Source organism: Rhizomicrobium sp., assembly GCA_037200985.1.
Lineage (GTDB): Bacteria > Pseudomonadota > Alphaproteobacteria > Micropepsales > Micropepsaceae > Rhizomicrobium.
This window is the reverse complement of sequence record JBBCGJ010000001.1, coordinates 3,865,809-3,884,406: the sequence shown is the minus strand read 5'-3', so window position 1 is coordinate 3,884,406 and position 18,598 is coordinate 3,865,809. Positions and strand designations below refer to the sequence as shown.

Sequence of the window (18,598 nt, the reverse complement as noted above, 5' to 3'; positions counted from 1 at the left end):
GGCCGCGTCGAGAGACAGTATCTCGGACAAGCGCGCATCCCCTTGTCTGCCCGGAACTATCACGCGGGGGCCTTCACGCGAGGATTCGATTCAAACTTGAATCAAGGACGCGCAAAACTTGTGTCGAAGTCGAACAAAATTCGTCTCGAACTGGCGCAAAGCTTGAGTCTTATTTGCGCGAAACCGGCAGAGAATTTTTTGCAAGTTTCGGCCTAAGGCCCTGAATTAACCGGATTGTCTCGAACTTTACCGAAACGTTTCAGGTCCCCCTAAAGCGGCCCGCGCATGATCGCTGCATGAAGGCGGGTAAGCCTTGAAGGGTGTCTCATGATCATGCGCGCGATCTTCTGGATCGGACTGGTCTCGTTTCTCATGCCGCGCGAGCCGGATCTCGGCTTCGGCCGGCCGGGCGTGGCGGTCTCGCCCGCCTCCATCGCTTCGCTGATCCAGTCGACCGACGTGCAGGATGCCTGCGCCCAGCACAAGGAGGCCTGCGCCGGCGGCCTTTCCGTCCTCGACGGTTTCCAGGCCTATGCGGTGCGCTCGCTCGACCAGGTGCGCGCCGATATCGAGGCGAACCGGACGAAGGTGCATTAGCCGCGTCCCGGCGTAAGGTCGGATCGACCCGCCCCGCGCGCCGCGCTAGAACACCGCCATGAGCTTCGATCCCAAAGAGCACCGCCTCGTCGCGCTGCGCGGCTTCGACGAACTCGCGATCGGCGAGGTGTTCGCCCTGCCCTCGCGCACCCTGACCGAGGCGAATTTCGCCGCCTTCCAGACGGTGAGCCTGGACAATCATCCGATCCATTACGACGTCGAATACTGCAGGCGGCTGGGCTATCCCGCGCCGCTCGCCCATGGGCTCCAGGTCCTCGGCTTCACCGCCGCCGGCGCCGGGCTGTTCCCGCATGTCGTCGGCGAGACGCTGATCGGCTTCATCGAGGTGAACGCGAAATTCCTCAAAGGCGTCTTTGCCGGCGACACGCTCTATCCGGCGCTGACCGTCGCCGAGCTGGTGCGCCAGAAGACCACCGGCATCGTCGCGATGCGCGCCACCGTGCACAACCAGAAAAGCGAACTGGTGCTGGACGGGACGCATAAGTATTTGATGCGGCTGCGAGAATTCCCTTGAAAAGAATTGCTTCAATTCTGCACTGAGTTATAGCGTTTGCATGCGTAAGACGCCCATATCCCTCACGGTTGAAGAATTGGCCGTCATTGCTGACCGGGCAGCGAAAGGCGCAGACGAAATCGCCCGCGCGAAGGGCATCGTTCCTGCCGCGCTTGAGGGTGAATTGCCCCGGGCTCTTCCAGATCTAACGCCGCGTAGGAAGGTCTACACTGGACGAAAGAGTCTGCGCCAAGACAAATCCAAGGTCGCGTGAGCGAAGCGCCGTTTCTGCTCATGATTGCCGGCCCGAATGGGTCGGGGAAATCCACTCTCACGAAGCAATTGATCGCCGAGGGCCTTGATCTCGGTCGGTATATCAATCCCGACGACATCGCTGCCGAATTGACAGGCGCTTATGACAAGCGTGTCGCAAGCGCTCAGACGATCGCGGACGAATTGAGAGCCGAATGCATTCGAGACAAGCGGGACTTCTCGTTCGAAACGGTCATCGCACTCCTCCAAGATCGACGTTCTTGCCGAGGCGCAGCGGAACGGATTTCGAAATGTCCTGTACTTTATCGCCACTGATTCGCCGGAGTTGAACGTCGAGCGTGTAGCCCAGCGGGTCGATCTTGGCGGCCACGATGTTCCGGTGGATCGCATCAAGCAACGCTATCACCGATCGCTGGCGCTCTTGCCTGCCGCAATAGGTCTTTGCGAGAAAACTGTCCTTTTCGATAATTCGTATCGAAAATCCATCGTGGAACACGCCAGGTTGGTGCCTTTCCTTGAAATTGAAAGGATTGAAAACAGGTATCGGCAAATCGTCCATGAGGGCCGTTTTCCGAACTGGGCAATGCCGGTCACTCGATGGTTGGTGCATACGATCAAGGCACAGGAGCGGACATCGCGGAGGAAAAAAAGAGCGAGGATTAGATCTCGCTTTTTTCCCCCTCCATCGCCCAGGCGCGCATCCGCGCGCGGGTCTGGCCGCGCAGGCCGTAGTGATCGGCGAGCCGATCCAGCGCCAGGCCGAGCACCACGCGCGCCGAGCGGCTCGGCCAGGCATTGGCGCGTTCGGCCTCTTCCAGCCCGCGCAGATGGCAGCAGACGTCGAACAGAAGGTCCGACAGCCCCGGCCCGACCGCGCGCATCGCGTTGGCGAAGCGCTGCTTCGCCGCCACCACCATGTCGGTGAACTCGGCCTCGTTCTTCTGGCCGCGCTTGCCCATCGCCACCGCCGCGGAATAGTCGACGCCGAGGCGCGGCATGAGCTGGGCCAGCGTGAAGTCGCGCCGGAGCTTTTCGCCCGCGTCGAACTGCGCCCCGTCGACCAGGCCGCGCTGCTTCAGCCGCGCCAGCGGCGACTCGCCCTCGTCCACCGTCACGCGGCGCTCGACGCCGCGCGCGTCCTTGACGAGCCGCGTGCGGCGAAGCTGGTGCTGTTCCTCGAACGGATCGCCTGTGGCGCCCGCGCGCTCCAGCCAGCCCTTGCCGGCGTCGCTGAGCACATAGGTTCTGGCCGCGCCGGCGCGCCGGATCCAGCCCTGGCGCGCGAACGCCTCCACCGTCGCGGCGCTGAGCGGCGCGACGCGCGCGGCATGGAGCTCGTCGCGGCTGACGAGCCGGAATGCATCGGTCCCTTGCGGGACAAGATGCGCGCCCGGCGCCGCCAGCTTGCGGAAGATGCGGCGCGCCTCGCGCTCGACCTCGCCTTGCGCGCTCACGGCCGCTTCTCCGCGACGACGCGCAAGGTCGCTTCGAGCCAGCCCAGGGTCCGGTTGAGCTCCGGATCGTCGCGCATCGCCTCGACGCGCTGGATGGCGTGGCAGGCGGTGGAGCGGTCGCGGCCGAAGCCGCGGCCGACCTCCGTCATGCTCATCGAGAACACGATATGCGCGAGATACATCGCGACCTGGCGCGCGAGCGCGACATGGCCGACGCGCGACGGCGAGCGCAGGTCGTCGAGCGTCACGCCATAGGCGTGGGCGACGACGATCTGGATCATGCCGGCGTGCAGCGGCGCGAGCGCGCCGGGCCTTTTGTCATTGCGGTAGAACGAATCCATGAAAACACCCCTGTTTTTGCCGATATGGCCGCGCCTCCTTCAGGACGGCCTTCGGAGGAAGATTATCCTACTTCTGGGTGTGTTGGATAAGAAATACAACTTATACTAGAAAATCCCGGGAAAATATCCCGATTCCGGCCGAGTTATCCACACCCCGGCCTACCCGAACCGCGCCGTTTGTGGCCGCCGACGGGGTCCGGCGGGAGGGGTCGACGCCGGGCAATGTTCCGCGCACGGACTATTCCCGGTTGTGGGAGCGAAATCGGATTTGGGAGGGTGGTCCCAGCGGCAGCTAGACGAACGTCGTGTCGGCGCCGGGCGCTTCGGCGACCGAGACCTTGGTCTTCTTGGCGGTGCGCTTGCGCCGCTCGTCGCCGCTCCAGGTCGTCGTGCCGCGCCGCGCGCGGCGGTCGGGGCCGAAGAAGGTCGGCGCGGCGATGAAGGGGCGCGGCGCCACGATCGCGGCTTCGAGCTTGCGCGCGATGGTCGAGGCGCTGACCGGATGGGTGAGCACGTCGGTGACGCCGACGTCGCGCGCCTGCTCGACCTGGCGCTGGCGCGCATTGGTGTAGATGACGAACAGCGGCGCCATCGGATTGAGGATGCCGTTGGCGCGGCGCGCCGCGGCGGGGAAGCTCATGTTCTTGTACGGCTCGGCGCCGGCGTCGCAGAAGATCGCGTCGAAGGTCTGGGCGCGCAGAGTCTCGATGGCGCGCGCCGACTCGCCGATCACCGTGACCTGCTTCATGCCCAGAAGGCCGAAGGCCGTGCGCAGGATTTGAATGCTGGCCGGCCGACCGCCGACGAGCAGCACGTGCAGATTGCGAAGATCCGCCGATCCGATCATGTTCACCGTTCCCAACGCCCAAGGATGACCGAGGACGCGTTAAACTGCGGTTAAGTGGGGCGCGGGCGAGTTTCGGATGCCGTGCGGGGCTGGTACACTGGCGCATGACCCATGGAACCATCCTTCGCCGGGCCGCCGCGATCGCGCTCGCCTTCGCCCTCACCGGCTGCATCTTCTTCGAGAGCAAGCGCGATCGCGCCATGCGCAACGACCCGTCCTTCCAGGCCGGCTATTCGGACGGCTGCGCCAGCGCCAATTCGCGCGGCACCAATTATCGCGGCGACAAGATCCGCGACGAGTCGCTCTACGCCACCTCGCAGCCCTATCGCTCCGGCTGGGGCTCCGGCTATGCGCTGTGCAACAACCAGTACAATCGCAGCAGCAATCCCAATTCCAGCGACCTGCCCGACCAGAGACCCAATCCGTGAGCGCGCTGTTGCGCACGCCCCGGCTGCGCGCCGGGCTCCTGGTGCTGTTCGGCGTGCTGTTCTTCGCCTTCGGCTCGCTGTTCGCCGCCTATGGCCAGGCCGATCCCTGCCGGGCGCTGGCGGTGGAGCGGGCGCGCCGCTCGCACGCCGGCGTCGCGGCCGAGCCGTGGACGCGGGTCGAGACCAGCCAGATGTCGACCGGCGCCTGCGCCGGCGGGCTGCTCGATTCCTGGGGCGAGCGGCTGACGCATTACGTGCGTTGAGGCGCGCCGGGCGCGCGATAGGCGCATCGAGCCGAAGCCTTAACGACCGGTTAACCACTTTTCCGCATCGTGGACGCTTGACAGCGTAAGCCGACAGGCAAACTGTCACATAATCCGTGTACGTCGCTAATGCTCTCTATGAGGAGCTTTCGATGCTGGGATTGCTGGTTCCGAATCGCGCTGCTTACGAGCCGCACCCGAGCACGCCCCTGCTGCCGGAATTCCTCCGCCGCGCCCTGCGCGCGATGTTCAAGAAGCAGTAGGTCCCGAATACGGCCTTCCGCCTACCCTCCCCTTGAGGGAGGGTAAATCCTATTGCTGCCCCGGCGCCGGCAGCTCCAGCACCAGGAACTTGATGTCCGCCTTGGGCGCGAAATCCGTCAGCGTCGATTCGAACCGCGTCGCGCCGGTCTTGGCGAGATTGCCGGCCCAGCACAGCGACAGGATGTTCGAGGGCTTCAGCTTGTCGAGCGTCAGGTGGAAACGCCCGATCGGGCCCTTCCAGTTGTTGGCGGTCTTGATGACGAATTGCGTGGTGTACTGGTTGAACAGTCCGTCATTGCCGGTCGCCTTCTTCATCGCGGCAAAACCGCCGGCGATCGTCGCGCGCGTCGACGCGTCGATGCAGTAATTCTTGGCATAGTCGCTCCACTGCTCCTTGTCGCTCAGCGCATAGGTCGTGAAGAAGGTTTGGCCGGTCACCGGCTGATAGGTGTGGTCGACGCTCACCGTGCCATGGGCCGGGAAGTGCATTTTCCACCAGTATTTGGTCGTCGTCGTCCATTTGGCGTGGGTGTAGCTGTCGTCGCCTTCGAGCAGGCCCTGTTTGATCAGGCTGGCGCGCGCGCTCTTGGACAGCTTCTGCAGCTTGTCGTAGCCGCCGCCGATCACGACATCGAGCGGCGCGCCGGCGGCCAGCACCTGCGCCGTCACGTCCCGCCCGTCCTGGATGGCGCGCACCTCCGCCGTCGCGGCGACCGGCTTGCCGTCGATCAGGAGCTTGAAGCCGACGAAATTCGGCGTGGTATCGAGCGTCGTGCCGATGGGGGATTCGGAATATTCGTAATTGTCGATGTCCGGCAGGGGAAAGGCGACGATGGTGTCGATGTCGTTGGCGCTGTCATTGGCGAAAACGTAGTGCACCTTGACCGCCGTGGGGCTCAGGAACAGATCCTCGACCGCCATGCGGATATCGGCGCTCTTGGTCAGCACGATGCCGCCGGCGCCCAGCATCGCCGAACTGTCGTCGGCGAGCGCCGCGGGTGCCAGTGCGGCCGAAGCCAAAGCGGCGACTGCGCCGATCCTACGCATCATCAGGATTTCCCCCTCGAACGAGGATTCGACGCTAGCACAGCCCGGGACCTTCGGCACAACGTGCGATTCACGCGAAGGCGCGGAGCGTTCCGCTCGCGCCTTCGCGTCTCCGCGCGAACCTGTCCCGGCGTCGCGCCGCCGGTTCTTATGAATAGGTCCGCGGGCTCCACCATGGGAAATAGGACGGCAGGTCCTTCGACACGACGTCGGGGAATTTCGCCGGGCGCTTCTCCAGGAACGCGACCACGCCTTCCTTCACGTCGCCCGAGGCGCCGCGCGAATAGATGCCGCGGCTGTCGACCTTGTGCGCCTCCATCGGGTGATCCATGCCGAGGCCGCGCCACATCATCTGGCGGATCAGCGCGACCGAGACCGGCGCGGTGTTGTCGGCGATCTCGCGCGCGATGGCGCGGGCGCGCGGCAGGAGCTGGTCCGGCGGCACGACCTCGCTGACGAGGCCGCCCTTGAGCGCTTCCGCTGCGTCAAACACCTTGCCGGAGAAGCACCAGGAAAGCGCCTGGGCGATGCCGACGATGCGCGGCAGGAAGAAGCTCGACGCCGCTTCCGGCACGATGCCGCGGCGGGCGAACACGAAGCCGAAACGCGCGGTCTCCGATGCGATGCGGATGTCCATCGGAAGCTGCATGGTGACGCCGATGCCGACCGCCGGGCCGTTCACCGCCGCGATGACGGGCTTCAGACTCTCGAAGATCTCGAGCGTCACGCGCCCGCCGCCGTCGCGCACGCGCTCGTCGGACCAATTGAAGTCCGGGCTGTCGGGTGCCCCCGCATTGCGCTCCGGCCGGTCGGCGCGCTTGGTCGCATCGAAGGTGGCGGCCCCGGCCGACAGATCGGCGCCGGCGCAGAAGGCGCGGCCCGCGCCGGTGACGATGATGCAGCGAACCGCGTCATCCGCATTGGCGGCGCGGAACGCGTCGATCAGCTCGTTCATCATCGTTCCGGTGAAGGCGTTGAGCTTCTCCGGCCGGTTCAGCGTGATGGTGAGGATGTTCTCGGAGAGCTCGGTGAGGATTTCCTTATAGGCCATGGCGCGTCCCTTGTTTGCCGCTGGCGCGGAGCATAGCCGAAGCCGCGATTGCCGCACGGGCAAGGTTGTGCTACATATGTGCTACATTGGAGAGCAGGAATGCGGAAGGTCAATCTCAGGGAAGCGAACCAGCGCTTTTCCCGGCTCGTGCGCGAGGTACAGGAGACCGGCGAGCCCGTCTCGGTCTACCGGCATGGCGAACTGGCCGTCGAAATACATCCTGCCGAGAAGAAGAGCGCCGTGCGCAAACTGACGCCGGAACAAGAGGCCGCTCTGAAGGAGATGTTTGACATCGCGCATCGGGTTCGCGGCAAGTCGCGTGGACGAAAATTGACCCGCGACGAGATGCATGAGCGCTAGGCGCTTCTCGCTCGATTCCAATGTTCTGGTCTATGCCGCGGATTTTCGCGATCCCCTGAAGCAATCGATCGCCGAGCAGATCGTGCGCACGGCTGCATTGCGGGATTGCCTGCTCGGTCTGCAGGGCATAGGCGAGTTCTATGCCGCGTCGACGCGCAAGAAGATTTTGGCGCCGGCCGACGCCGGACGCATCGCGCTGCGCTATCTCGCGACATTCCCGTTGTTCCAAGCGACGGAAGACGCGCACCGGATCGCCGCGCGCGAGGCCGCCGCGGGCCGTTTCTCCTATTGGGATTGCGTCCTGCTCGCCTCCGCCGCCGAAGCCGGATGCACCACGCTTCTGAGCGAAGACATGAAGGACGGCGCCAAGCTCGGCGCCGTCACCGTGCGCAATCCGTTCGGTCCGGCCGGCCTGAACGCGGCGGCCGCCGCCGCGCTCGCGCCGTAACCCTATTCCGCCGCGACTTGGTGCGGGTGCATCGGCCTGGCGAGCTCGCCCTTGGCGATGGCATCGTCGATCGTGGAGATCGCGCGCTTCAGCTCGGTCAGCGAATCCTCGATGTCGATCTTCTGGCGCTCCAGCTTGTGGAGCTGCTCCTCGAACTTCTTGCGCGCGTGCAGCGTCTGCGTCACGCCGCCGTCATGGTGGGTGTCGTAGAGATCGAGGATTTCGCGGATCTCGCTCAGCGAGAAGCCGACGCGCCGGCCCCGAAGGATGAGGATGATGCGCACCCGGTCGCGGCTGCCGTAGATCCGGGTCTGGCCGCGCCGCTCCGGCGCGATCAGGCCCTCGTCCTCGTAGAAGCGCAGCGTGCGCGCGGTGACGTCGAACTCCTTGGTGAGCTGACGGATGGTGTAGGTACGGTTCACGTGGCTCATGGTCTCCCTTGCGGGTCGCTCGGCTTGACGCCTTGTCGCCCGCTCTCCCTGATAATTTCTCAGTTCTTGAATATTGGAACGGCGCTTACGTCAACGTCAAGCGCGTCGTGAAAATTTCATGGCCGCGACTGATCGTGTCATTTTATGTCAAAATTCCTACCCGATTTGGTGTTCAGTCCGGTCTAGCCGTCGAGGCTAGTATTGCGCGTACCCGCTCCGCCAGCTCGGTCTCGTCCAGCGCCGCTTCGAGCCGGCCGAGGTCGTCGAGCAGGCGCGGCGCCGCGCCGGCCACGAGCTGGCCGGTGGCCGTGGCGATCGCCGACCACAGCGGTTCGAGCCTTGCCACGGCACGCCGGCCGTTCGGCGACAGCTCCAGGAGCTGGCGCCGGGCGTCGGCGGGATCGGCCTTGGCGCGCACCAGCCCGGCCGCGATCAGCTCGCCGCGCAACTGGCTGACGGCGGCATGGGTGATGCCGAGCAGCGCCGCAAGTTCGCCGACCGCGAGGCACTCCTTCTCGCGCAGCGCGCCGACCACCGCGAACCAGCGCGGCTGGAAGGCGGAATCGTGCTCGCGATAGACCGCGAGCACCTGGCGGTCGAGGCGTTCGGACAGGCGCCGCAGGCGCGTGCCGAACGCGGCGCTGCCCTTCTGGCGGACATAGTCGGTCATGGGTAAGGACTTACAGGATGCTCCGACGGCGCGAAAGCCGCGCCGCGCCCGCTACACGCAGACGCCCTTTTCACGCAGATTGCCGGAAATCTCCGGCAGGTGCTGCTCCGCGAAGCCGCAGAGCGGCGCGCCCAGCGCCCGGGCCTCGTCGGGGCGGTGTTCATAGGCGACGGTCAGCGCCAGGAAGACCGTGACGGTCTTGGCGAAATCCGGATCGAGGCCGGCGACGTCCTTGGCCGCCAGCGCCTGGCGGAACTGCTCTTCCGCGTCGGCGAGGTCGCGGTCGTCGCGCAGGAAGGCGAAGCCGCGCAGCAGATGGGCGCGCGGATCGTGCGGATAGCGCGTGAGCAGATCGCGGGCGCGGTCGGACGTCACCGCCGCGATATCGGGCACCTCCTCCTCGGGCATCAGCGTCGAGGGGGTCGAGGCGGCGATCGCCGCGGTCACGGCGCCATGGGGCACGAGCACCAGCGCGAACAGCCCGCCGGCCAGGACGACGCCGCCGACCGCGGCGGCGGTGTTGCCGAGCTCCGGCCGCTCGGCGCCGCGCGGCCAGGCCATCTGCAGCAGCACGCCCATCGCCAGGCCGGCCACGACGCCGCCCAGATGGCCGGCATAGTCGACATGCGAATCCGCGGCGAGCGGAATGAGCGCCGGCAGCATCAGCCTTAGCGCCCAGGTCTGCATCTTGCGGCCCTTGGGTCCCGCCTTGGCGCTGGCGCCGCAGAAGAAGGCGCCGGCCAGCACGCCCATGATCGCGCCCGAGGCGCCGACCGAAGGAATGTCCGCCTCGTTGAGTGCGATGGAGCACAGCGAGCCGCCGACGGCGCCGGCGGCATACATCGCGGCGAACCAGCGCGGACCGATCAGCGGCTCCAGCATGAAGCCGATCAGGCCCAGCACGACGCCGTTGGAGATCAGATGGCTGAGATTGGCGTGCAGCAGCGGCGCGGTCAGCACGCGCCACCAGCCGCCCGCGAAAACCAGCGCGCGATCGATCGCGCCGAAGCCGATCAGCGCGTCGACGCCGGGCGACACCCCGCGATGCAGGACCGGCGCGGCATGCGCTTCCCAGAGGAAGACGAGGCTGAGCAGGACCAGGAGGCCGATCGTGACCAGCGGGAAGCGGATCGTGGGAAGCTCGATGCGGGGCGACGTCGCGACCGGCACGGCAGCGACGGCCGCCGCAGCGACCGGCGCGTGCGCCGCAACGCGCGGCATCGTCGTCTGCACGGCCCGTTTGCCGAATGTCGCCGCCATCGCGCGCCTCTGCCCAAGCAGCGAAGATTACGGCGGCTTCATTCACGGAAAATGAAAGAACACGGTGAACGCGCGTAAAGCATGCGCTTTCCTCTCCCCGCAAAGCGGGGAGAGGCGCGGAGGATCACTCCGCCGCGGCGCGCACCGCGTGATCTTCCTTGCCGAGATTCGCCGCCGCGAAATCCCAATCGATCAGCGTCTTGAGCGCCGCTTCGAGATATCGCGGCCGCTCGTTCTGATAGTCGAGATAATAGGCGTGTTCCCACACATCCAGGGTCAGCAGGCAGTTGACGCCCATGGCCATCGGCGAGATCGCATTGGCGGTCTTCTCGACCGCGAGCTTGCCGCCCTTGGACACCAGCCACACCCAGCCGGAGCCGAACTGGTCCTTGCCCCCGGTCGCGAGTTGCTCGATCAGCGCGGCGGCCGAGCCGAAATCGCGCTCCACCGCCTGCGCCAGCTTGCCGGTCAGCTTGCCGGGCTTGGGCGCCAGCGAGCGCCAGTAGAAATCGTGGTTCCACACCTGGCCGGCATTGTTGAAGATCTTCTTTTCCTTGGAACCCTCGGCCGCGCTGAAGGCCTGCTGGACGACGCGCTCCAGGGGCATGTCGGCATAGGGCGTGCCGGCCACCAGCGTGTTCAGCGTGTCGACATAGGTCTTGTGATGCTTGTGATAGTGAAAGCCGATCGTGCGCGCGGAGATCACGGGTTCGAGCGCGGCTTCGTCCCACGGCAGCGGCGCGAGCGAGAATGGTGCGGTCATGGCGGGCCTCTTTGATTGATGACGGCGGCCGCGCGGAAGCGATGCTCGCCGCGACCCATGAAGGATAAAACGCGACGCGGCGGTCCGTTCCGCGTCCGCGACGAATTCTTCACCAAGCGCGACAGTCGTAGAAACTTCGTGATGATCGTGGCGGCGATTGTCACTCGACTTACACGCGCGGGCGATAGAGAAACGCCGGACCAGCGGGGTGCTTCGTTGGAGGACTGACATGACGGCCTATGAAATCTGCTATCTCGAAGAAGACGGCTCGCTCGCCTGCGCCTTCTCGGTTCAGTTCGAGAGCGAGATGCGGGCCAAGATCCTGGCGCATGCGATGAAGCCCGCGCACTGCCACACGCTGGAAGTGTGGCAGGGCAAGGAACTGGTCTATCGCCGGCCCGAGATCGGCATGGAAGCGCGGCCCCTGGCGCCGCGACTGCTCGCCGAACGGCACGCGGTCATCGCCTGACGCCCGCTTAGGGCGACGCGGACTGGCGCCGGGGTGACGGTCCGCGTGGCTTATTTCTCGAACAGCCGTGGCAGGTCGCGCCCGCCATGGACGATGCGCAAGATTTCAATTCCTTCTTCGCTGACCCGAAAGAATATGAGGTGGTTCCCGAACGCCGCAGAGCGCATATCCTCTGCCAGGTCGTCGCGCCGTCGATAGATTCGCGGCGCAAGCGCAATGCGCTCCGCTTTTTTCATCAACTTCGAGATGAATGCCTCGGCGTTGGAGGGACTGTCCCGCGCGATGTATTCGCTGAGGTCGGCAAGGTCCAGCCGCGCGCGATTTGTGTAGTAGACTTTAGTCACGTCGCTTCTTTTTCGCCTTCGCGACGGCGCGGATTCGGGCGCGCATCTCGGCATAGACTTTTTCCGCCGGGATCAATTCGCCGCGATCGGCCGAGGCGATCCCCTCCTGCACCATGCGGCGCAGGTCATCCATGTTGTCGACATAGGGATAGTTCGGCGGGAAGGGATGCTTCTTCGGCCCCTTCCAGTCGCGCACCGCTTCGCGCACGACCTCGCTGGCCGAGGCGTATTGCCCCGAATCCACCGCATAACGAATATCGTCGAGCATCTCCTGCGGCAGGGCGATGGAGATTTTCCGGACCTTGGCCATGACACACCCGGTAGGAAGACTTGCTACTTTATCCTACCGCCACGTGCTCTTCAATCGCGTCAATCGCGCGGGACGGGGACGGCCTGGCCATCGGCGGTGACCGTGTCGAAGCCCGTGATCCGGCCGCCGTCGCGGCGGAAGCGCACCCGGACCTCGTCGGTGCCGGCCATCGCGAAAAGGTCGTCCGCCAGCGGCGTCAGCACCGTCGCCTCGCGGCCCTCGCGCTGGTACATCAGCGCGCCGTCGGCGATCCAGATTTTCCGCGTCCCGTATTTGCCCGCATAGGCGGCGAGCACGGCAGCGTCCGGCCGCACCGGATGCAGCGCGGCGTTGGCGGCAACCAGCGCCCAGTCGTATTCTTCGCGGCGCGCGGCATCGTTCGTCTTGGCGCGCAGGGCGGTCAGGGCCGCGATCTCGGCCTGCGCCAGCGCCTGTCCCGGCGCGGCGGCGATGTCGGGCGCCAGGCCGGTGCGCTCCCAATTGCCGTGCATGACGGGATGCTCGGGCCGCCCGGTCGAGATGCTCTGCACGAAGAAGGGCGCGACCGGAAACACGTGATCGTTGTTCGCGGCGCCCGCCGTGTTCGATCCCACCAGCGTGCCGAGCTTGAAATAACGGGCATGGGCGGTGAACTCCTCGGCCGCCGATCCGGTGCGCCCGCTGATCAGGACATAGAGCGGGATGCCGGTGAGGCGCGGACCGTCCAGCTTGTCGATCACCCGCGTCGCATTGTCCTTGCCCTCGAAGGTGTCGTGGAAGTTCATCAGCACCCGTCCGTCCGGGGGGAGGAAATAGCTGACGAGCGCCTGCACCGCCTCGCCCGCGCCGCCGCCATTGCCCGCGATGTCGAGGATGATGGCGTCGCCGCCATGCAGGAAGCGCGCGACGTCGGCGACCACCTTGGCGGTGGCCTCCCCGCTCCATTCGAAGCCGGCGAGCCGGACATAGCGGATATTGCCCGGCAGGATGCGCATCTCCTCATAGCCCTGGTTGTCGCGCGCCGACGCCGCGTCGGACAGCGGGTCGCTGCCATCGGCGTCGCGCGGCAGGAACGCGGCCTGGTAGGCGGCGGGGTCGTAGCGGAACCACATATGGCGGTCCTGCGCGATCGCGACCATGTCGTCGCTCAGGACCTGCGCGAATTGCGCGGGATTGGCGATGGTGTACCGCCCGGCCGCTTCGCGCCGGCGCAGCTCGGCGACGATCCCATCGCGCTTTTCCGGGATCACGTAATGGGCCGACACCAGCCGCGCGACCGCGTCGATCACCGCATGGTCCTGGGCCGGCGTGAGAGCGGCCGGCGTGGCGGCCTGCGCGCAGCCGCAGACCAACAGCGCGGCCGCGATCCATTTGGCGAGACGGGCCATGGGAGTCTTTCCTTCGATCCTGGTGTGTCGGCGCAATCCGATGCCGTATCGGCTATTACGTAAGTGCTTACATAACTACGCGACACGGGACAAGGGCGCGACGCGCCGAACGGATTGAATCGCGGTAATGTGCTAGGCGACGATCAGCTTTTCCCGCGTCGTCCAGTCCAGCGCCTTGGCCAGCGCGCGCTCCAGCCGGTCGAACAATTCGCCGATCTCGGCCTCGGTGATCACCAGGGGCGGGCAGAGCGCGACGCGGTCGCCGAGCAGCGGCCGCACGATCAGCCCTTCCTCCTGGGCGAAATTGCCGAGCGTCGCGCCGGCCTGTTTCGCCGGCTCGAAGTTCTTCTTCGTCGCCTTGTCCGCGACCAGTTCGATGGCGCCGATCAGACCGACGCCGGCCGCCTCGCCGACCAGCGGATGTTCCGCCAGAGCGCGCAGCCGCTTCTGGAACAGGGGCGCGACGTGCCGCACATGGCCAACCAGATCGCGGCGCTGATAGATCTCGATGGTTTTCAGCGCCACGGCGGCCGACACCGGATGGCCGCTATAGGTGAAGCCGTGGCCGAAGGTGCCGATCTTCCCCGATTCCTGCTCCACGATCTGCGACAATTCGGGCGACAGCAGCACCGCGCTGATCGGCAGATAGGCGCTCGACAGCGCCTTGGCGATCGACATGCTCTCGGGCTCGAAGCCGTAGGTCGCCGATCCGAACCAGTTGCCGGTGCGGCCGAAGCCGGTGATGACCTCGTCGGCGATCAGCGGGATGCCGTGCTTGCCGAGCACGCGCACGACCTGGTCGAAATAGCCCTCCGGCGGCACGATCACGCCGCCCGCGCCCATCACCGGCTCGACGATCATCGCGGCGACGGTGTCGGGGCCTTCCTTTTCGATCAGCGCCTCGAGATTGGCGCCCATGCGCTGGGAGAACTGCGCCTCCGTCTCGCCCGGCTCGCCATTGCGGTAATAGTGCGGGCACTCGGCGAAGCGCGCGAAGTCGAACGGCAGGTCGAAGCTGCGATGGTTGTTGGCGAGGCCGGTTAGCGATGCGCTCGCCAGCGTCACGCCGTGATAGGCCTTGGTGCGGGAGAGGATTTTCTTCTTGCTTGTCTCGCCGCGCGCGTTCGCGGCATACCAGTAGAGCTTGACCTGGGTGTCGTTGGCCTCCGACCCCGAATTGGCGAAGAACACCTTGCCGACCGGGAACGGCGCGACTTCCTTCAGCTTCTCGGCCAGCGCGATCGCCGGCTCGTGGCTCTTGCCGCCGAAGAGATGGCCGAAGGAGAGCTTCTTCATCTGTTCCGCCGCGGTCTCGGCGAGCTCGTTGTCGCCCCAGCCGAGCGCGGTGCACCACAGCCCCGCCATCGCCTCGATGTAATCCTTGCCGCTCTCGTCGTAGACGCGCACCCCTTGGCCGCGCTCGATGATCAGCGGACCGGTCTCGCGGAATTTCACCAGGTTGGTGTAGGGGTGCAGGACGCTCTCGACGTCGCGCATCTGGGCATTGGACAGCGGCATGGCGGACTCCGGACGAAGACGGGCGTCTTCTATACCAGAGGCCTGCGGCTCAAGCCGCGAAGAAACCGCGCAGCAGGGCCTCGGCCCTGTCGGGCTCGTCGCGGTAGACGCCGTGGCCGGCGCCTTCGAAGACCTCGAGCCGGCCGATGCCTTTCGGCAGCGCCTCGAAAATCTCGCGCGCGCAGGACACCGGCGTGATCGGATCGTAGCCGCCGGCCAGCACCAGCGCCGGACAGGCGACGCGCGCGAGGTCCGCGCGCATGTCCATCGCCAGCATCTCGCCCAGCGAGAAATGCCGCGTCACTTCCGGCTTCATGATGGCGCGGCGCCGCGCCGCCGCCTGGTCGGACGCCGGCGTGCCCGGCGGATTGTAGAGCGGCATGCAGACGCGCACATACTCCGTGAAGGCCGCATCGTCGGGCTTCAGCCAGAATTTCTCCGCCACCGCGCGCGCCTCCGGCCCGCCGCGCGCCTCCAGGATGGCGAAAGTCTCGTCCAGACGGATTCGCGCCGCGGTCGAGGAGAACACCACCTTGGACGCATGCCCGGGATGGCGGCTCGCATAGGCGATGGCGACCATGCCGCCGAAGGACTGGCCGAACACCACCGGCTTCTCGATGCCGAGGACGTCGCACAGCCCTTTCACGTCGTCGCCCCATTGCGGCAGGTTCCAAGTCTCCGGCCCGCCGCCCGAGCGGCCATTGCCGCGATGGTCGATATAGACCACCTGATGGGTATCGGCGAAGCGGTCGAAATAGGGCCGCATGGTCGAGTGATCGAAGCCCGGACCGCCATGCATCACGATCAGCGACGGCTTCTCCGCCATCCGCTCGCCCTCCGGCGAAAGCTTGGAACCGACCGTGTCGAAGAAGATGCGCGCGCCGTTGACGGTGACGAACATGGGACGCCTTTGCAGGATGCGTCCCCACGCTAACGCGCGGCGTTCCCGCGGCGCAAATCGCCCGTGGATCGGCGGGCCCGACATTGCCCCTGTCCGTCCCCGTTCCTATGATGGCGCAAAGATATCGAAGGGGCGACGCCATGCTTGGGCTGATGCAGGATTGGCCGCTTCTGGTCCACAAGATCATCGACCATGCCGCGATCTGGCATGGCGACCGGGAGGTGGTCAGCCGCTCGGTCGAGGGGCCGATCCACCGCACCACCTATGGCGAGATCGCCGTGCGCGCGCGCAAGGTGGCCGAGGTGCTCGACCGGCTCGGCATCCGCCCCGGCGACCGCGTGGCGACGCTCGCCTGGAACACCTGGCGGCATATCGAGACCTGGTACGGCATCGCCGGCGTCGGCGCGGTCTATCACACGCTGAACCCGCGCCTGTTCCCCGACCAGCTCGTCTACATCGCCAATCATGCCGAGGACAAAGTCATCTTCTTCGACATCACCTTCGCCGACCTGGTGGCGCAGCTCGCGCCCAAGCTGCCCAAGGTCGAGCTCTATGTCGCGCTGACCGACGCGGCGCATCTGCCGAAAGCGAAAATCCCCAATCTCGTCGCCTATGAGGAGTTCATCGCGGGCGCCAGCGGCACCTATGAATGGAAGGCGGTCGACGAGAAGGATGCCTGCGGCCTCTGCTACACCTCCGGCACGACGGGCAACCCGAAGGGCGTGCTCTATTCCCATCGCTCCAATGTGCTGCATGCCCTGATGGCGGCGCAGACCGACGCGCAGGGCATTTCGGGGCGCGACAGCGTCCTGCCCGTGGTGCCGATGTTCCACGCCAATGCCTGGGCCCTCGCCTTCTCCGCCCCGATGGTCGGGGCCAAGCTCGTGATGCCCGGCTCGAAGCTGGACGGGCCGTCGATTTGCGAACTGCTCACCGATGAAGTGGTGACCATGACCGCGGCGGTGCCGACCGTGTGGCTGGCGCTGCTGCAATATCTCGAACAGACGGGAAAGACCCTGCCGCACATGAAGCGCGTCCTGATCGGCGGCTCGGCCTGTCCGCGCTCGATGATCGAGGCCTTCGAGACCAAATACGGCGTGCAGGTGATCCATGCCTGGGGCATGACGGAGATGAGCCCGCTCGGCACGCTCGGCACGCTCAAGCACCACGTCGCGCAAATGCCTTACGACAGGCAGCTCGACTACAAATGCAAGCAGGGCCATCCGGTGTTCGGCGTCGAGATGAAGATCACCGACGACGCCGACAACGACCTGCCCCATGACGGCAAGGCGTTCGGGCGCCTCAAGGTGCGCGGGCCGGCGGTCGCGAGCGGCTATTTCCGCGGCGAGGGGCAGGACGCCTTCGACGCCGAAGGCTGGTTCGACACCGGCGACGTCGCGACCATCGACGCGGAAGGCTACATGACCATCACCGACCGCTCCAAGGACGTCATCAAGTCCGGCGGCGAGTGGATCTCCTCCATCGAGATCGAGAACGTCGCGGTCGGCCATCCGTCCGTCGCCGAGGCCGCGGTGATCGGCGTGCGCCATCCCAAATGGGACGAAAGGCCGCTGCTGATCGTGGTGCTGAGGCCCGGCAGGACGGCGACGCGGGAGGAGATTCTGGATTATCTGAAGGGCAAGATCGCCAAATGGTGGATGCCGGACGACGTGCAGTTCGTCGCCGAAATCCCGCACACCGCCACCGGCAAGATTCAGAAGACCGCGCTGCGCGAGCAGTTCACGGCCTATCGCCTGCCGACCGCGGCGGAGTAAGAGCCGTCCCGCCCGCGCCGGCGGGCATCCGGACGGTGTTTACACATGGACTGGATTCCCGCCTTCGCGGGAATGACAATGGCGGCTAAGTTCACCCCTTCCGAAGCAGCCGGACATGTCATGCGTTCCCAATCCGCCGCGGCCCTCGTCTCGCTTGTCTGTTTCGTGCCCGGCGCCGCCGTCGCGCTCGGCGCCTCCTACGGCGCCGGGTTCGGCTGGTGGGATTATCCGACCGGCCTCAAAATTCTGGCGCCGGGATTCCTGCTGGGCCTCGCCGGCGCCGTGGCGGGCGGGCTGTGGCTGGCGCGCGCGCTCGGCGGCAACAACAGCACGGGCTGGAAGTTCGGCGTGCTCGGCCTGGCCGGTTCGCTGCTCGTGGTCCTCATTCCGCTCAACGAGCTTCGGCTCTATCTCGTCTCGCCCCCGATCCACGACGTCTCGACCGATCCGGAATATCCGCCGCTTTTCGTGGCGCTGCTGCCGCTGCGCGGCGGCGCCGAGAACGGCCCGGACTATGACGGCGCCAAGCTCATAACGGTCGGCGGCAAGCGCACCACCGTGGCGGCGGCGCAGAAGAAGGCCTATCCCGACATCAAGCCCTATTACGTGCTGCTCGGCGCGACGAGCCAGCACCGGCAGGGCACGCTGTTCTGGCGCGCCTTCGAACGGGCCAAGGATGCCGGCTTCGACATCGCCGCCTTCGACGAGAGGGCCGGGACCATCGAGGCGACGCATACCAGCTTCTGGTTCGGCCTCAAGCAGGACATCGCGATCCGCGTGCGGGAGGCCGGCAAGTACGGCGCGCGCCTCGACATCCGCGTCAAGAGCCGCACCGGCGAGAACGACGCCGGCGCCGCCGCCGCGCTGGTGCGCTCCTATCTGCGGGCGGTGCGGTAGTTACGC

Annotated in this window: 24 protein-coding genes; 9 read left to right on the top strand and 15 right to left on the bottom strand. The window is 66.1% G+C overall.

Annotated features, from left to right (window positions below):
• Positions 1 to 327 precede the first annotated feature (327 nt).
• Both WDN01_19195 and WDN01_19190 read left to right on the top strand, forming a co-directional pair.
• The gene (locus WDN01_19195) at positions 328 to 597 is read left to right on the top strand and encodes a hypothetical protein (protein MEJ0028159.1); all 270 of its coding nucleotides are present in this window, start codon (positions 328 to 330) and stop codon (positions 595 to 597) included.
• 58 nt (positions 598 to 655) lie between these two features.
• Complete coding sequence (locus WDN01_19190; GenBank protein ID MEJ0028158.1) at positions 656 to 1,132, top strand: MaoC family dehydratase; 477 nt, start codon at positions 656 to 658, stop codon at positions 1,130 to 1,132.
• A 484-nt stretch (positions 1,133 to 1,616) separates the two neighbouring features.
• On the opposite strand, the gene WDN01_19185 is transcribed toward WDN01_19190, so the two are convergent.
• From WDN01_19185 to WDN01_19170, 4 genes are all read right to left on the bottom strand, one after another.
• The gene (locus WDN01_19185; protein MEJ0028157.1) at positions 1,617 to 1,943 is read right to left on the bottom strand and encodes a hypothetical protein; all 327 of its coding nucleotides are present in this window, start codon (positions 1,941 to 1,943) and stop codon (positions 1,617 to 1,619) included.
• Between the two features lie 100 nt (positions 1,944 to 2,043).
• Positions 2,044 to 2,838: a DUF6456 domain-containing protein gene (locus tag WDN01_19180; protein MEJ0028156.1), complete on the bottom strand. Its 795-nt coding sequence runs from the start codon at positions 2,836 to 2,838 to the stop codon at positions 2,044 to 2,046.
• Positions 2,835 to 3,179: a helix-turn-helix domain-containing protein gene (locus WDN01_19175; GenBank protein ID MEJ0028155.1), complete on the bottom strand. Its 345-nt coding sequence runs from the start codon at positions 3,177 to 3,179 to the stop codon at positions 2,835 to 2,837. Before WDN01_19175 ends, WDN01_19180 begins: the two co-directional genes overlap by 4 nt.
• A 292-nt stretch (positions 3,180 to 3,471) precedes the next feature.
• Entirely contained in the window at positions 3,472 to 4,026 is a 555-nt protein-coding gene (locus tag WDN01_19170) for a hypothetical protein (protein MEJ0028154.1), read from the bottom strand.
• Between the two features lie 104 nt (positions 4,027 to 4,130).
• Between WDN01_19170 and WDN01_19165 the strand changes: the two genes are divergently transcribed.
• On the top strand, positions 4,131 to 4,454 hold the full coding sequence (locus tag WDN01_19165) for a hypothetical protein (GenBank protein ID MEJ0028153.1): 324 nt from the start codon (positions 4,131 to 4,133) through the stop codon (positions 4,452 to 4,454).
• The gene (locus WDN01_19160) at positions 4,451 to 4,717 is read left to right on the top strand and encodes a hypothetical protein (protein ID MEJ0028152.1); all 267 of its coding nucleotides are present in this window, start codon (positions 4,451 to 4,453) and stop codon (positions 4,715 to 4,717) included. The genes WDN01_19165 and WDN01_19160 overlap by 4 nt, the downstream gene beginning before the upstream one ends.
• 312 nt (positions 4,718 to 5,029) lie before the next feature.
• Here the strand turns inward: WDN01_19160 and WDN01_19155 are convergent, their stop codons facing one another.
• Together WDN01_19155 and WDN01_19150 are read right to left on the bottom strand one after the other, a co-directional pair.
• Complete coding sequence (locus tag WDN01_19155; GenBank protein MEJ0028151.1) at positions 5,030 to 6,031, bottom strand: DUF4424 family protein; 1,002 nt, start codon at positions 6,029 to 6,031, stop codon at positions 5,030 to 5,032.
• Positions 6,032 to 6,176: 145 nt separating this feature from the next.
• Positions 6,177 to 7,079, bottom strand: a complete 903-nt coding sequence (locus WDN01_19150) for a crotonase/enoyl-CoA hydratase family protein (protein MEJ0028150.1) — start codon at positions 7,077 to 7,079, stop codon at positions 6,177 to 6,179.
• A gap of 99 nt (positions 7,080 to 7,178) precedes the next feature.
• Here WDN01_19150 and WDN01_19145 point away from each other — a divergent pair, with 99 nt between their 5' ends.
• Together WDN01_19145 and WDN01_19140 are read left to right on the top strand one after the other, a co-directional pair.
• Entirely contained in the window at positions 7,179 to 7,439 is a 261-nt protein-coding gene (locus WDN01_19145; GenBank protein ID MEJ0028149.1) for a type II toxin-antitoxin system Phd/YefM family antitoxin, read from the top strand.
• Positions 7,429 to 7,887, top strand: a complete 459-nt coding sequence (locus tag WDN01_19140) for a PIN domain-containing protein (GenBank protein ID MEJ0028148.1) — start codon at positions 7,429 to 7,431, stop codon at positions 7,885 to 7,887. Before WDN01_19145 ends, WDN01_19140 begins: the two co-directional genes overlap by 11 nt.
• A gap of 2 nt (positions 7,888 to 7,889) precedes the next feature.
• On the opposite strand, the gene WDN01_19135 is transcribed toward WDN01_19140, so the two are convergent.
• From WDN01_19135 to WDN01_19120, 4 genes are all read right to left on the bottom strand, one after another.
• The gene (locus WDN01_19135; protein MEJ0028147.1) at positions 7,890 to 8,318 is read right to left on the bottom strand and encodes a MerR family DNA-binding transcriptional regulator; all 429 of its coding nucleotides are present in this window, start codon (positions 8,316 to 8,318) and stop codon (positions 7,890 to 7,892) included.
• Positions 8,319 to 8,490: 172 nt separating this feature from the next.
• On the bottom strand, positions 8,491 to 8,988 hold the full coding sequence (locus WDN01_19130; protein ID MEJ0028146.1) for a MarR family transcriptional regulator: 498 nt from the start codon (positions 8,986 to 8,988) through the stop codon (positions 8,491 to 8,493).
• Between the two features lie 51 nt (positions 8,989 to 9,039).
• Positions 9,040 to 10,248, bottom strand: a complete 1,209-nt coding sequence (locus WDN01_19125; protein ID MEJ0028145.1) for a rhomboid family intramembrane serine protease — start codon at positions 10,246 to 10,248, stop codon at positions 9,040 to 9,042.
• A gap of 124 nt (positions 10,249 to 10,372) precedes the next feature.
• On the bottom strand, positions 10,373 to 11,011 hold the full coding sequence (locus WDN01_19120; protein ID MEJ0028144.1) for a superoxide dismutase: 639 nt from the start codon (positions 11,009 to 11,011) through the stop codon (positions 10,373 to 10,375).
• A gap of 229 nt (positions 11,012 to 11,240) precedes the next feature.
• Between WDN01_19120 and WDN01_19115 the strand changes: the two genes are divergently transcribed.
• On the top strand, positions 11,241 to 11,480 hold the full coding sequence (locus tag WDN01_19115; GenBank protein MEJ0028143.1) for a hypothetical protein: 240 nt from the start codon (positions 11,241 to 11,243) through the stop codon (positions 11,478 to 11,480).
• 50 nt (positions 11,481 to 11,530) lie between these two features.
• On the opposite strand, the gene WDN01_19110 is transcribed toward WDN01_19115, so the two are convergent.
• The 5 genes from WDN01_19110 to WDN01_19090 all read right to left on the bottom strand — a co-directional run bounded on the left by WDN01_19110 (position 11,531) and on the right by WDN01_19090 (position 15,920).
• Positions 11,531 to 11,824: a type II toxin-antitoxin system RelE/ParE family toxin gene (locus tag WDN01_19110; GenBank protein ID MEJ0028142.1), complete on the bottom strand. Its 294-nt coding sequence runs from the start codon at positions 11,822 to 11,824 to the stop codon at positions 11,531 to 11,533.
• Entirely contained in the window at positions 11,817 to 12,134 is a 318-nt protein-coding gene (locus WDN01_19105) for a type II toxin-antitoxin system ParD family antitoxin (GenBank protein MEJ0028141.1), read from the bottom strand. The genes WDN01_19110 and WDN01_19105 overlap by 8 nt, the downstream gene beginning before the upstream one ends.
• 59 nt (positions 12,135 to 12,193) lie before the next feature.
• Positions 12,194 to 13,501 carry a S41 family peptidase gene (locus tag WDN01_19100; GenBank protein ID MEJ0028140.1) on the bottom strand — a complete coding sequence of 436 codons (1,308 nt, stop codon included), beginning with the start codon at positions 13,499 to 13,501 and terminating at the stop codon, positions 12,194 to 12,196.
• 132 nt (positions 13,502 to 13,633) lie between these two features.
• Positions 13,634 to 15,019, bottom strand: coding sequence for an aminotransferase (locus WDN01_19095; protein ID MEJ0028139.1), 1,386 nt, complete (start codon positions 15,017 to 15,019; stop codon positions 13,634 to 13,636).
• A 49-nt stretch (positions 15,020 to 15,068) separates the two neighbouring features.
• Positions 15,069 to 15,920, bottom strand: coding sequence for an alpha/beta hydrolase (locus WDN01_19090; protein ID MEJ0028138.1), 852 nt, complete (start codon positions 15,918 to 15,920; stop codon positions 15,069 to 15,071).
• Between the two features lie 140 nt (positions 15,921 to 16,060).
• On the opposite strand from WDN01_19090, the gene WDN01_19085 reads away from it, so the two are divergent.
• Entirely contained in the window at positions 16,061 to 17,695 is a 1,635-nt protein-coding gene (locus tag WDN01_19085; protein MEJ0028137.1) for a 3-(methylthio)propionyl-CoA ligase, read from the top strand.
• Between the two features lie 120 nt (positions 17,696 to 17,815).
• On the top strand, positions 17,816 to 18,592 hold the full coding sequence (locus tag WDN01_19080; protein ID MEJ0028136.1) for a DUF1499 domain-containing protein: 777 nt from the start codon (positions 17,816 to 17,818) through the stop codon (positions 18,590 to 18,592).
• Positions 18,593 to 18,598 lie beyond the last annotated feature (6 nt).